Source organism: Aeromonas sp. QDB11 (assembly GCF_027705265.1).
Classification (GTDB): domain Bacteria; phylum Pseudomonadota; class Gammaproteobacteria; order Enterobacterales; family Aeromonadaceae; genus Aeromonas; species Aeromonas allosaccharophila.
Genome location: NZ_JAPDBM010000027.1, coordinates 26,715 through 39,663, shown reverse-complemented (window position 1 = coordinate 39,663; position 12,949 = coordinate 26,715). Strand labels below are relative to the sequence as shown.

Annotated in this window: 13 protein-coding genes; 4 read left to right on the top strand and 9 right to left on the bottom strand. The window is 61.9% G+C overall.

What is annotated here, in order from left to right; genetic code table 11:
* Window positions 1-95: 95 nt before the first annotated feature.
* From OKC40_RS11080 to OKC40_RS11065, 4 genes are all read right to left on the bottom strand, one after another.
* Window positions 96-1,457 (bottom strand): endonuclease/exonuclease/phosphatase family protein, encoded by a 1,362-nt coding sequence (locus OKC40_RS11080; protein ID WP_270795229.1) that lies wholly within the window; start codon window positions 1,455-1,457, stop codon window positions 96-98.
* Between the two features lie 218 nt (window positions 1,458-1,675).
* Window positions 1,676-2,500 carry a heme ABC transporter ATP-binding protein gene (locus OKC40_RS11075; RefSeq protein WP_270795227.1) on the bottom strand — a complete coding sequence of 275 codons (825 nt, stop codon included), beginning with the start codon at window positions 2,498-2,500 and terminating at the stop codon, window positions 1,676-1,678.
* 11 nt (window positions 2,501-2,511) lie between these two features.
* On the bottom strand, window positions 2,512-3,543 hold the full coding sequence (locus OKC40_RS11070) for a FecCD family ABC transporter permease (RefSeq protein WP_005335261.1): 1,032 nt from the start codon (window positions 3,541-3,543) through the stop codon (window positions 2,512-2,514).
* Window positions 3,540-4,391 carry a heme/hemin ABC transporter substrate-binding protein gene (locus OKC40_RS11065; protein WP_270795226.1) on the bottom strand — a complete coding sequence of 284 codons (852 nt, stop codon included), beginning with the start codon at window positions 4,389-4,391 and terminating at the stop codon, window positions 3,540-3,542. Before OKC40_RS11065 ends, OKC40_RS11070 begins: the two co-directional genes overlap by 4 nt.
* A 170-nt stretch (window positions 4,392-4,561) precedes the next feature.
* Between OKC40_RS11065 and hutX the strand changes: the two genes are divergently transcribed.
* Both hutX and hutZ read left to right on the top strand, forming a co-directional pair.
* Window positions 4,562-5,074, top strand: a complete 513-nt coding sequence (gene hutX / locus OKC40_RS11060) for a heme utilization cystosolic carrier protein HutX (protein WP_075114039.1) — start codon at window positions 4,562-4,564, stop codon at window positions 5,072-5,074.
* Window positions 5,071-5,628 carry a heme utilization protein HutZ gene (hutZ, locus tag OKC40_RS11055; RefSeq protein WP_270795224.1) on the top strand — a complete coding sequence of 186 codons (558 nt, stop codon included), beginning with the start codon at window positions 5,071-5,073 and terminating at the stop codon, window positions 5,626-5,628. The genes hutX and hutZ overlap by 4 nt, the downstream gene beginning before the upstream one ends.
* 87 nt (window positions 5,629-5,715) lie before the next feature.
* On the opposite strand, the gene OKC40_RS11050 is transcribed toward hutZ, so the two are convergent.
* From OKC40_RS11050 to OKC40_RS11040, 3 genes are read right to left on the bottom strand one after another with little or no spacing between them, the layout of a single operon-like run.
* Window positions 5,716-6,099, bottom strand: coding sequence for a hypothetical protein (locus tag OKC40_RS11050; RefSeq protein WP_139409553.1), 384 nt, complete (start codon window positions 6,097-6,099; stop codon window positions 5,716-5,718).
* A gap of 37 nt (window positions 6,100-6,136) precedes the next feature.
* Window positions 6,137-6,691 (bottom strand): cysteine hydrolase family protein, encoded by a 555-nt coding sequence (locus tag OKC40_RS11045; RefSeq protein ID WP_213392963.1) that lies wholly within the window; start codon window positions 6,689-6,691, stop codon window positions 6,137-6,139.
* 26 nt (window positions 6,692-6,717) lie between these two features.
* On the bottom strand, window positions 6,718-7,689 hold the full coding sequence (locus OKC40_RS11040; RefSeq protein ID WP_213392962.1) for a ChaN family lipoprotein: 972 nt from the start codon (window positions 7,687-7,689) through the stop codon (window positions 6,718-6,720).
* 194 nt (window positions 7,690-7,883) lie between these two features.
* On the opposite strand from OKC40_RS11040, the gene OKC40_RS11035 reads away from it, so the two are divergent.
* Both OKC40_RS11035 and OKC40_RS11030 read left to right on the top strand, forming a co-directional pair.
* Window positions 7,884-9,989 carry a TonB-dependent hemoglobin/transferrin/lactoferrin family receptor gene (locus OKC40_RS11035; RefSeq protein ID WP_270795220.1) on the top strand — a complete coding sequence of 702 codons (2,106 nt, stop codon included), beginning with the start codon at window positions 7,884-7,886 and terminating at the stop codon, window positions 9,987-9,989.
* Window positions 9,990-10,279: 290 nt separating this feature from the next.
* A complete protein-coding gene (locus OKC40_RS11030) occupies window positions 10,280-11,434 on the top strand; it encodes a 3-phenylpropionate MFS transporter (RefSeq protein WP_270795218.1) in 1,155 nt (384 codons plus the stop codon).
* A 77-nt stretch (window positions 11,435-11,511) separates the two neighbouring features.
* Here the strand turns inward: OKC40_RS11030 and OKC40_RS11025 are convergent, their stop codons facing one another.
* Entirely contained in the window at window positions 11,512-12,729 is a 1,218-nt protein-coding gene (locus tag OKC40_RS11025; protein ID WP_270795217.1) for a hypothetical protein, read from the bottom strand.
* 7 nt (window positions 12,730-12,736) lie between these two features.
* Entirely contained in the window at window positions 12,737-12,946 is a 210-nt protein-coding gene (locus OKC40_RS11020) for a helix-turn-helix domain-containing protein (protein ID WP_042656491.1), read from the bottom strand.
* Window positions 12,947-12,949: the final 3 nt, after the last annotated feature.

Sequence of the window (12,949 nt, the reverse complement as noted above, 5' to 3'; positions counted from 1 at the left end):
ACTCAGCATGGTGCTTGAGCCTGCGACAGACGTGGCGATATTGCGGCAACAAAAAAGGGGCCAAGAGGCCCCCGAATTGACGGTCAGTGGGTGGCTCAATCGAGTTTGAGATCGACCCAGACCATGCGGTGATCCGAACTGACTCCCTTGGCGATGCCGAGTTTCGCATCATAGACCAGGTGATAACCGGCCTCGAAGCTGGCAGGCCAGAAGACGCCGCTCTTGACCGCATTGAGGTTGGCGGAGGGGATGACGTGATCCAGCTGCAGCACGCTGCTGTTGGTGATCCGCTCCGGGTTGGGGCGATCAAGGTTGCGCTTGCAGTCGGCCCCCTTGCTGACACACTCCGGGCCCCCTTCGCTGATAGGGATCAGGGTGCCATTGGTGATGGCTTGATTCATCAGGGCATTGTCCAGCAGCGCCTGAATGGCGGTCAGGTCACCGTCGCCGGTTTGCGGATCGGCGTTGAGATCCCCGGCGATAACGAACTTGGCGTTTTTGGCCAGCCCACCCTTGGTGCCCTGGTCATCGGTCATGTAGTTGAGACCCTTGACGTAGTCGTTCCAGAAGGCGATCTCGGCACGGTTGTGCTTGACGGTATGGCGTGCCGCGTTGGCAAAGATGGGCGGGGTCGGGTGGGAGATCAGGAAGTGGATCACCTCTTCCCCCTTCTCGGTCTTGATCCGTACCGGCACATCGGCGTGATTCTTGGAGGAGAGCGGGTACTGCTGCCAGGCTGCATCTGAATACCAGGCATCGCCACACTGGCGGCTGGCCGGGATCTTGACCTTGGGATTGTTGCAGTCATCGATGATGGGGTTCTTCTCGCCCGGCATATCCTTCCACTTGAAGTTCTGGAAGGTACGGATCTGCTTGGTGTCGATGGGATATTTGGACATCACCGCAAAGGCGTACTGGCCGTGATAGTTGCCAAAGCCCCAGGCATCGTCGGGGCCGTTGTTGATATTGCCATCCAGATTGAGGTCATAACCGCTCATCAGGCCGGTGTTGGTGGCGAAGTTCTGCATCACCGGATAGCTGATGGCCGTCACCTCCGCGTGCTGGGCGTGGGCCAGATAGTTGTCGTTGAAGGCTTTCAGATCGGCGGTGCTCTCGCCTTTGCCGTCGTTGTCGAACTCGTTGAGCAGGAATACATCCGGGCGGGTGCGCTGGATGATCTCCGCCACGTTGCGGATCTGCTGCACGTTCTTGGCTTTGGTTTCAGTAGCGCCGCTCAGGCTCCCTTCGGCGAGGCGGGTCAGCAGGGCATCCTGCTCGGTGCGGGTCAGTGCCAGCTCACCGGTCAGCATACCGGCGGCAGTGCGGTCAAAAGAGAGGTTGAAGGTGGCAAAACGAACCATGGGATCAGCTGCCTTTGAGTCGTTGTCGCTGTTGCAGCCAGCCAGCATCCCGAGGGAGATGGCGGCAGCCAGTAGGGTTTTGTTGATATTTTTCATTGTAATTGTTCCGTAGCATCAATGAGTTATGCCTTCTGTGAGGCGGCGCCATTATAAGTAGACGGCGATGCTGCGGGGATTTTGCCTGAGCAAAGTGTGAGGATATTCACACCACATATCTGGCGATGATGAATTTTAATGCAGTTTGCGGGGCGGGACGCAGGCAAATAGACGCAGGCAAATGAAAGCGTTTGTCTTCGCGTCTGGCGGCCCCTCCTTCACACCACCATCGGCAGGCCGCTCTCGGGGTGGTGGATCACCTGCGCCGGATAGTCATAGAGACGGGCGATCAGCTCAGGGGTGAGTACCTCGGCAGGTGTGCCATCGGCCATCAGCTTGCCCCGCTCCAGCATCACCAGCCGATCGGCATAGCGTGCCGCCAGATTGAGATCGTGCAGCACCACCAGCACCGCAGTATTGCGGCTGGCCAGGGCGCGCGCCATGGTGAGCAGCTGATGCTGGTATTTCAGATCCAGCGCCGAGGTGGGCTCGTCGAGCAGCAGCAGGCGGGGTTGCTCGGCCTGCTCGGTCGGGGAGGGAGCCTGCCAGATCTGCGCCAGCACCCGGGCAAACTGCACCCGCTGCCGCTCGCCACCAGAGAGCCCAGGATAGAGTCGTTTGGCCAGATGCTCGACTCCGGCATGGGTCATGGCCGCCGCCACAATCTCGTTACGTCGCGCCGCCGGTTCACTGTGGGGCAAGCGCCCCATGGCCACCACCTCTTCGCAGAGAAAGGGGAAGTTGAGGGAGGAGCTTTGCGGCAATACCCCGAGCCGGTGGGCCAGCTGGCCGCTGTCCCACTGCTGGCGATCCGCTCCAAACAGGGTGATGGAACCCTCATATTCCAGCTCGCCGGTCAGGCACTTGAGCAGCGAGCTCTTGCCCGCCCCGTTGGGGCCGAGCAGGGCGGTGAGGGTGCCGCTCTCAAGACTAAGATCGAGCCCATCCAGGATCTGGCGCTGGCCACGGCGCAGGCTGAGCCGGCTGCAGCTCAACAGGGGGGAGGAGAGTGAGGATGAGAGTGCGGATGAGAGTGGTTGCATAACAGTCCGTATCACAGGGCGCGGCGGCCTTTTACCAGCAGCCAGATGAAGAAGGGGGCGCCGAGCAGGGCGGTGATGATGCCCACCGGCAGCTCGGCCGGGGCCAGCAGGGTGCGAGCCAGCATATCGGCTGCCAGCAGCAGGGCGGCGCCAAGCAGGGCTGAGAGTGGCAGCAACCTGACGTGGTTGGGGCCTGCCAGCAGGCGCACCAGATGGGGCACCACCAGCCCGACGAAGCCGATCATCCCCGATACCGCCACCGCCACCCCGACGCCCGCTGCGGTGAGCAGAATCAGGCGGCGTTTGAGGGATTGCACATTGACCCCCAGATGACGGGCCTCCCCTTCACCCAGCAGCAGGGCATTGAGGGGATTGGCATCGCGCATAAAGAGCCACAGCAGGGCCGCCAGGGTGAGCAGGGCAAGCGCCACATCGGCCGGTTTGCCTGCTGCCAGCGTTCCCATCTGCCACAGGCTCAGGTTGCGCAGCATCTGATCGTCCGCCAGATAGGTGAGCAGGCCGATCACCGCGCCGGAGAGCGCCGTGATGGCGACCCCGGCCAGCAGCATGACGGTGACCGAGGTGCCCCCCTCGCGGGTGCCGAGCAGATAGACCAGGGTGGTGGTGAGTGCGCCGCCGAGAAAGGCGAGCAGCGGCAGCAGACCAACCCCTATGGTGGCTTGCAACTGCTGGCCGAGGGGGGCCAGCAGCACGATGGCGAGTGCCGCGCCGAGCGCCGCACCGCCGGAGACACCTATGATGCCGGGGTCGGCCAGGGGGTTGCGAAACAGCCCCTGCATCACGGCGCCACAGAGCCCGAGGATCCCGCCCACGGCGATACAGAGCAGGGTACGCGGCAGGCGAATTTCCTGCACGATCAGCAGCTTGTGCGACTCAATCCCGCTCTCCTGTCCGGCAAACAGCGCCCGCAGACTCTCGCCCAAGGTGAGGGTCATGGGGCCGGTTGCCAGCGAACCGAGCAGCAACAGTGCCAGTGCGGCCGTGGTAAAGGCCAGCAGCCAGGAGAGGGGTAACCGCATCATGACCCCTGCTTGATCCACTGGGCGATCTGGTTCGCCTGTTGCAGGGAGTTGAGGCTCAGGCCCCCTTGCAGGGCGTGACCGTCGATGGCGTGAATGGCGTTGCGCTTGCCAGCCGGGGTGGCGGCCAGTGCGGGCACTTCGGCCAGCACCTTGGCCGGATCGGCATATTGCTGCCAGTCACGACCGCTAACCAGCACCAGGTCGGGCTGCATCTCGATGAGGGATTCGGCGGATACCGGCTTGTAGTTGCGCAATTCGGCGACCGGATTGATACCACCTGCCAGCGAGACCAGCGCGCTGGCGGTGGTGTCACCTCCGGCAATGCTGGTGGGTTGCCCCTTGTGCAGCAGCAGGAAGGCGACCTTGAGCGGTTTGTTCTGTTTGGCTTGCGCCGCCAGCTGATCGGTCTGGGCCTGGATCTCCGCCTTCAGGCGATCGCCAGCGGCTTTGTCGCCCAGCAGGCTGGCGAGGGTGTCGATACGCTGGTTGAGGTTGGCGAGGGTCGGTGCGGTAGCCAGCACCTCCACCTTGACCCCGGCGCGGCGCAGCTGATCCAGGGTCGGGGCCGGGCCCATCTCGTCGCTGCCCACCAGTCGGGTGGGGGAGAGGCTCAGGATCCCTTCGGCGGCCAGTGCCCGGTGATAGCCCACCTTGGGCAGCCCTTTTGGCAAGGGGCTGCTGACATCGGTGGCGATCAGGCTCGATTCACCACCAAGGGCCAGAATGAGCTCTGTGGTGGCGGGGCCGATACTGACGATACGCTCTTGCTGTCCGTCGGCGGCAACGGCAGAGAAGGGGGGCAGTGAACTGCAGAGCAGGGTGATGGCGAGGGCAAGACGACGGCCCATGCTAACCTCCGAAGGGGTGAATGAAACGGGTGTGCCGCCGAGAATATCAAGGCTTTGAAAAAAATGCACTGATAATGATAGCAATTATCAATTGCATTGGTTTCGGTGCTTTATTAGAGTAGCCGCCATGATAAACAGCGGGACAACATGGTCCCGCAGAGGGAGAAAACATGAGCATTGCACAACGCATTCACGCGCTGCTGGAGCAGGATCCCGGCGCTCATCCGTCCACCCTGGCGGCCCAGCTTGCCATCAGCGAATGGGAGGTGGTTCGCCATCTGCCCGCCGAGCTGGTGACCCTGTTGCCCGCTGACCGCGCGCAAGGTTTGCTGGAGGACTTGGCCGACTGGGGCCCGGTGACCACCATCGTTGAATCAGAAGGTTCCATCTTCGAGGTAAAAGCCCCCTTCCCGAAAGGCAAGGACGCACGCGGCTACTACAACCTGATGGGCCGCGATGGTGAGCTGCATGGTCACCTCAAGCTCGACAACGTGGCGGGGATTGCGCTGGTCAGCAAGCTGTTCATGGGCAAGGAGGGGCACTCCTTCCAGTTCTTCGCTCACTCCGGCCGCTGCATGTTCAAGGTCTATCTGGGTCGCGACGAGAAACGCCAGCTGCTGGCCGATCAGGTCACCCGTTTCATGGCGCTGCGCCACAACTCTCAAGAGGAAGTCAAAGCATGAGTGAACGTCAGGAGCGTCTGCAGAACCGCCTGCAACCGGAGATCCGCGAGTTTCGCGACAGCTGCCGCACCCTGCAGCTCGCCACCGTCGATGGCGAAGGCAATCCCAATGCCAGCTATGCCCCGTTCGTGCTGCAGGAAGATGGCTACTATGTGCTGATCTCCGAGATCGCCCGCCACGCCCGTAACCTGCAACAGGTGCCCCGGGTATCCCTGATGCTGATCGAGGATGAGAGCGGTGCCCGCGAGCTGTTTGCCCGCAAGCGCTTGACCTTCGATGCGGTGGCCGAAGTGGTGGCCCGTGACGACGCCCGCTGGAGCAAGGCGGTCGCGGCGCTGGAGGGGCGTTTTGGCGAGATCATCAAGGGTCTCTCCAACCTCAAGGATTTCAAACTGTTCCGCCTCAAGCCGGAGCAGGGGCTGTTCGTCAAGGGTTTCGGCCAGGCGTTCGCGGTCTCCAGTGACGAGCTGGTGGATTTCGTCCATCTGGTGGAAGGGCACAAGCGCATCGACACCGGTGCCGAGCTCACCAGCCCGGCCGATGCGCCGGTCTGACGCTCCCTGTCTGCTACGACAGCCGTCATAACAAAACGGGCAGCCACTGGGCTGCCCGTTTTTATTGCGTTATCTCATCCGGCCTGTTCAATCCTGCCAGGAGGCCTTGTTGGGAAAAGCGCGACGATCGGCGTCGGTGGCCGTTTCGTTGCACTCTCCCCGCACCTTCCAGGAGGTCTGGCTCAGCACTATGTAGCCCTGACGGCAATACTGCTTGGTCGCCAGGGTCTCGGTCAGCAGATTCTCCTGCAACGCCTCCCGCTGCTCCAGCAGCCGCTGGCTCTGGGCCGCCGAGAGGCCGCGCGGCAAGGTGTCGTTGGGCGCGGCTTCAAAGGTGAACCGCTTGCTCCCCTCCTCGTTGATGTGGGTCCGAAACAGGGGTTCCGGCCCGTCATACTTCTGGCCGGGCAAGCTGGAGCAGGCCGACAGCAGGGGAACAATCAACAACAGGGTGGCAGACAACTGGCGCACGACAGACTCCGGTGAGAAACGAGGCGAGGCTCGCAGATTAGCACGGCTGCAGGGCGGGTGTTACTGCCAGCAGTTCGTCGGTGGTGAGCAGGGTGACACTGCGCCCCTCCGGCAGGCTGAGGTGGCGCCACATCCAGTGATGGTGCTCGATGATCTGGGGCGCGTTCAGGTGCGGGCGGTCGGCGGTGGTGTGGCCATCGCTCAGCACCAGCACCTCGAAGCCATGAGAAGCGGCACTGCGCACCGTGGTGTCGACGCAAAAATCGGTGGCACAGCCACAGATAATGAGCCGATCGACCGGTTGCTCGGCCAGCAGGAAAGCGAGCTCGGTGTCGAGAAAGCTGTCACAGGCCGTCTTGCGTACCCGGCTTTCTCCCTTGGCCGGTTGCAGCGCACTGTGCAACTGCCAACCCGGGGTGCCCGGTTCCAGTTCGGTACCGGGGGGCGAGTCATGCTGGATATAGATGACCCGTCCCTGTTGCTGCCTGACATGGGCCGCCGCCCGGTTGATATTGGCCAGCATTTGTTCCTGGCGGTAACGGGGCTCGTTGAACAAGCCTTGCTGCACATCGATGATCAGTAACACATCCATTTTCTTACCCGCCGTTTCCTTGAAGATTAGGGTTGCAGCCACTGGCTGCAGTCACGACTGCGGGATTGATGCAGCGCGCCCATATCTTGCTTCATCTCGTCACTGTTTTGCCAGCGCTTAGGCAGCGGCATGATGGTTACCTGCACATCGGCTGCGCGATCTGCAACAGAGGTCTCATCTGTACGGGGCACGACCAGCGCCACCTTGAGTGCCGGATTGCGGCTGGCGATGCGACTGGCTAGCCCAAGCCCCCCCTCGACGTGAAAATTGCCGGCGATATGCATGATCTGCTGGCCCGGGTGCTTGGCGAGATAATCCACCATGCTCTCGGCCATGGTGTCGTCCCAGCTGGTCTGGGCGGCGAAGCGGCGGGCGTTGCTGTCGGCATCGCCGTGGTGCATGGAGGCCATAAACTTCTGGCGATAGGGATCATCCCCCAGCGTCAGCTGGCGAGCCAGCTGGCTGCGGCGCGACGCGGGCAACTTGTCGAGCCACTCAACCCCCTCCTGACCGACACAGCTCACCAGCGGCTTGGGGGCGTTGGCGGCGATCACCGGCATCTGGTGAGCCTTGGCAAACTCTACCAGCGGGCGGTAGTCGCTAGGATAGTTGGGCCAGGCGTTGCCTTCGCGGATCAAGGCCGCTTCACCAATCTGGTTCGCCAGATAGGCATCCAGCGTCTTCTGGTCGGCGCGGCTGAACTGCTCCATGGAGAGGGCCAATGGCCGCCCGTGCTGCTGACCGGCGGTGTAGAGCCCGCTCAGCAGGCGCGATTGCAGCAGATGCACGGCGGGATGGCTGTGCAGCTCGCCCACCAGAATGATGTCAGCGTCGGCAATGCGCGCGATCGCCTGCTCCAGCGTCAGGTCTGCGGCTCCTTCGCTGCTCAGCTGGTAGTCATAGAGCGTCTGCAACTGTGATGACACGGTCGGCTGGGTGGGGGTGGCACAGGCTGCCAACAGCAGCGGCAGAGCGAGCAGGGGAAGTCGTCTCATCATGGGATCTCACGGCAGATATGCCCGGATGCCGGTGCATCTCGGGGGGCTAACACAGAATAAGGGCAACACGTGGCGACAGTGTAAAACCAATTTGGTTCAAAGCAAAATGAGAATGATTTCGTTTCTTGTTGATCTTTGTCGAGAGCTGGGTAATATGCGGCCTGTTTGATAACAGTTCTCAATAAGGATTCGCTGTGACCCATCATAACGCACTCTCTCTGGTTGCCCTCGCCGTGGCAGCCGGTCTCTCTTCCCAGGTCTTTGCTGCCCCCCAGAAGGCGGATGAAGTCGTGGTCGTCAGCGGCTCACGGATGGAGCAAAAACTGGAAGATGTCTCCGGCCCCATCTCGGTGATCACCGCCAAGCAGATTGAAGAGCAGGTCGTCACCAATGTCGCCGACCTGTTCCGCTACGAGCCCGGTGTGACTGTGCTCGGCGGTCAGGGTGATGCCCAGACCTTCGTCATCCGCGGCATGGGTGAAAACCGGGTCAAGGTGGTGCGCGACGGCGTGCGCCAGAACGATGCCTACAGCAAGGGTGGTGTCGGCCAGAGCTACTTTGATACCGACATGATCAAGCAGGTGGAAGTGGCCAAGGGGCCTGCGTCTGCGGCCTACGGCTCCGATGCGCTGGGTGGCGTGATTGCCATCACCACCAAGGATGCCAGCGACTTCCTCAAGGGCAAGGATAGCTATCTGGATGTGACCAGCGGTTACGCCTCCAGCAGCCACCAGAAGATGGCGGGCTTTACCGGCGCCCTGCGCACCGGCGAGGTGGAGAACCTGCTGCGCTACACTTGGCGTGATGGCGGGGTGACCCAGAATTACGACTCCAGCAAGAACGACTTCGACATCGGTACCCACGCCCTGCTGCTCAAGAGCAAGTGGAACCTCTCCGATGAGCAGTTCCTTAAGCTGACCGTTGACTACCTGACCGATGGCGAGGAGCCGGATGCGGTCAAGCTCAACAAGGTGGGGACCGGCACTGCCCGTGTCTTTGATCAGCCCATCACCGACAAGCAGACCGACAACCTCTCGCTGGTGCTGGATCACGGTATCGCACTGAATCAAGGCTGGGCCGATCGGATGGATACCAAGGTCTACTTCGGTCGCACCAAGCAGACGCTGGATCAGTACGCCTCGTCCAAGTATCCGGTCAGCCCCGGCAACCCCTATGTGACCAAAAACTCGCTGGATCACAATGTGTTCGATCAGAAGAACATCGGCGCCCAGTTGCAGTTCCACAAGGCGGTCGCGAATCACCGTCTGGCCTGGGGCGCTGAATACGAGCATACCGACAACGAACGTACCCGTTACAAGGGGCCGACCACTCCCGGTGATTTTGTCGGCTACAACGAGCTGAGCTTCCCGGCGACCACCAGCGAACGCAGCGCCCTGTGGGCCTTTGACGAGATCAAGTTTGGCGAGCGCTGGGTGTTGACCCCGGGTGCCCGTTATGACTACTACCGGATGACCCCGGACAACGATCCCGCCTACACAGGCGATCAGCTGCACAAGTTCTCCGAAGGGGAGTTGTCACCCAAGCTGGGTCTGGTGTTCAAGGCGCACGAGGCGGCCAACCTGTTCGCCCAGTACAGCCACGGCTTCAAGGCCCCCATGTATGACAGCGCCTTCTCCACCCTGAACCATCAGGCTTACGGCTATCGCATCGAGCCCAACCCGAACCTCAATCCTGAGAGCAGCGACGGCATCGATCTCGGCGTGCGTGGCAACAGCCACGGCTTTAGCTACGAAGTGGCCAGCTTCTACAACAAGTTCGATGATTTCATCGAGATGGTGGAAGTGGGTCAACAAGGGCGCACCGCCGTCTACCAGTACCAGAACCTGAGCAAGGCGACTACCAAAGGGGTTGAGGCCAAGGCGGATTACTGGCTCAACGACATCGTCAATGTCTGGGGCAACCTGGCTTACATTGAAGGCAAGGATGGGGATGGCAACTACATCAACAGCCTGAGCCCGCTCAACGGCTCGGTCGGTGTGCGTCTGGAACAGTCCCAGTGGAACTTCAACACCGCGCTGCGCTTTGCCGACGACATGGACAAGGTGCGCAAGGATGCCAAAGGCAACGATTACGTGAAGAGCGCCGGTTGGGGTGTGGTGGATATGTACGCCCAGTTCAACCCGATGACCGACCTGCAGCTCAACGTCGGGGTCTTCAACCTGTTTGACAAGGAGTACACCAGCTACGAGCGCATCGCCGGTCGTGCCGAGGGCTCCGATAACAGCCTGATGACCGAACCGGGCCGCAACCTGAGCGCACGGGTCAAATACGTATTCTAAAGAGCAAACAACAGACGCAGATGATCAAAGGGGCTTCGGCCCCTTTTTTGCGGCAGCTATGTTGCGACGATGGCGCAGAGCAGATGTTTGCCTAAAAAAAGAAACCCGCCATGGGCGGGTGGAAGGATTGCAACACTAACCAGGAGGAGGTGTTATCAGGTAGACCCCGCTTCTTCGGTAATGGTTCAATTTTATTGAAGTTTTTTCGTTTTCTTCGTGGGGTTTCCATCGGGATCTGTGGGGGCGGATGGGTTATCATTCTGCTCCCGTCATCCGGTTGCAGAGGATCTATGCCCGCGTTTTCCTGGTTAGCGCTCTTTTTCGGCGCCTTCTATTTTGTCTACGGCGCTTACTTGCCGTTCTGGTCGCTCTGGCTGGAGGGGGTGGGCGTCAGCGCCGAGATGATTGGTCTGCTGCTGGGAGCGGGGATGGCGATCCGCTTTGCCGGCAACCTGATGGTGATGGGGCAGATCAAGGGGGCGGGCCATCTGCTGCCGGTTACCCGACTGCTCTCCCTGCTCAGTCTGCTGGCCTTTCTCGGCTTTTACCTCAGCCATAACCTCTGGTGGCTGGTGGGCTTGACCCTGCTGGCGAACTTTATCTATCCGACCCTGATGCCGGTGGGGGAGGCGCTGGCGACCCGCATGGTGGTGCAGGCCCACCTCGATTACGGCAAGGTGCGGCTGTGCGGTTCCTTTGCCTTTATCGTCGCCTCGACGCTGGTGGGGGCGTTGGTGGGCAACTTCGGTAGCGAGTGGATTTTGCACACTATGGTGGCTGGGTTGGTGCTGATGCTGCTGCTCAGCTGGCTGCCGCTCTATCCGGCGCCGCAAGATAGCAAAGGCGAGCGCGCCAAGGCGTCCTTGCTGGCAACCCTGCGCAGCGCGCCGGTGCGCCGTTTCCTGCTGCTGACCGCCCTGCTTCAGGGGAGCCACGCCGCCTATTACGGTTTCAGCGCCATCTACTGGAAGGCGCAAGGGTATAGCGGCACCATCATCGGCTATCTCTGGGCGCTCGGGGTGGTGGCGGAGATCTGCATGTTCGCCGCCGACAAGCGCTTCTTGCAGCGCTTTGGCGCCCAGAGCCTCTTTATCGCCGGTGCCATCGGTTGTGTGGTGCGCTGGGTATTGCTGGGGGCCTCGACCGAGTTGTGGGTACTGGTACTGGGGCAGCTGCTCCACTCGGTCACGTTCGGCATGAGCCATCTGGGGGCGGTGCGGTTCATGACTCGCCAGCTGCCTGCCGAGCAGTTGATCCCGACCCAGGCGCTCTATGCGGCCCTTGGCCTCGGTATGACAGTGGCGGCCCTGATGGCGATTTGTGGCGTGCTGTTCGAGCCCCTCGGCGGCGGCATCTTCTTCCTGATGGTGTTGGTGGTGTTGCCGGTGTTCTTCCTGCGGCTGCGCCCCTTTGCGCCCTCTGCGCAGGAGAGTGCTCCGGCCTGATACAGCTCTGTCTGAATCATCACCTGGAAAAAGGGAGAGCCACGGCTCTCCCTTTTTCGTTGCTGCGGTTTGCGGCGTTATTGTTGCTCGCCAAGATAGCGGCGACTGAGACGGCGCCAGGTATCCGAGCCGATGGTGCCAGCAAGCAGCTCATTGGCGGCGGCATCAAAGCGGCCATCCGGCAGCCAGCCCAGTTGGGGCAGCAGTCGGGCAAGCGTCACGTCATTGTGTTGCAGCTCCCGCTCCAGCGCTTCCCAGAAGGCGCTCCCCTTGACGTAAAAGAGCGGGTAGTAGGAGCGATCGCCCGCCAGCACCTCGCTGGCCGCCCGATAGAGGCCGCTCTTGTTATGGGGCAGCTGTTTGCCCCGCTCGGCCAGCTCGTTGACCGCCGTGACCTGATGCAGCCGGAAGCGGCGCAGCGCCTTGATGGCGAGGTACTCGGCGAGGCTCTCGTTGACCCAGGTGGGTTGCGGCTCGGAGCGGCGAGAGCTGAGGATGTGTACCGCCTCGTGGGCCGAGGTGCGCAGCAGGCGCAAGGGGGCCTGTGGCGTCGGTTTGCCAGCCTCGGTGGGGTAGTTGGCGACAAATACCTGATCCCCGGCGGCACCGCCGAGGGAGCGGGTCGCTACATCCCGCCCCAGCCACACCAGTTGCCATGGGGGAGTGGGCGGATCCACATCGAGCTGGAAGGCCAGATAGTCGATGATCTCATTCAGTTGCTGCTGCAAGGCCGGCAGATCGAGCTGATTGGCGGTCTCGTCATGGCTCAGCACCAGCCGCGGATCCGGCTTGGTGACGGGCACAGTGTCCAGACCAAACGGCAGGATCAGCGGCGGCTGGTTGACATCCGGCAGCGGTTGGCAGCTGCCATCTGGCAGACACACCTTCCCTTGGCGGCTCCCAAGCTGGCGCACCAGATTGCCCCATTCGGTCAATAGCCACTGGTCGGGGGCAAACAGCAGCGACTGTTGGGCCGAGGCATCCGCTCCCAGTGCCGGAGCCGGTGTGAGGGTGATCTGCCAGCCAACCTCTTTGCAGGAGAAGGGCTGGTTGAGGGCAACCGGCTGGTTGTCTGCAAGGCAGACCAGCGCGGGGGAAACCGGCGCGGCACTGCCCGGCAACTGGCGGGCGGGGAGCAGGGTAAAGGGGGGCTCGCCCTGCATGGTGAGGCGTATTTGCAGCACATTGGCGCTGGCGCCCTGCTCGATAAGGTAGCGGGGGCCGTTCGCGCCATCGGCGGCGCAGGCCCACAGTGGCAGCAGCCACAGGGCAAACAGGGTGATATGACGACTCATAAGGGGGTTAGCGCTCCTGCTCGTAGCCCAGCAGATCGCCGGGCTGGCATTTGAGTTCACGGCAGATGGCCTCCAGGGTGGAGAAGCGCACCGCCTTGGCGTGGCCATTCTTGAGGATCGAGAGGTTGGCCTCGGTGATGTCGATGCGCTGCGCCAGCTCGCGAGCGGTCATCTTGCGGTCGGCCAGCAGGGCATCGAGCCGGATGATAATGGGCATAAG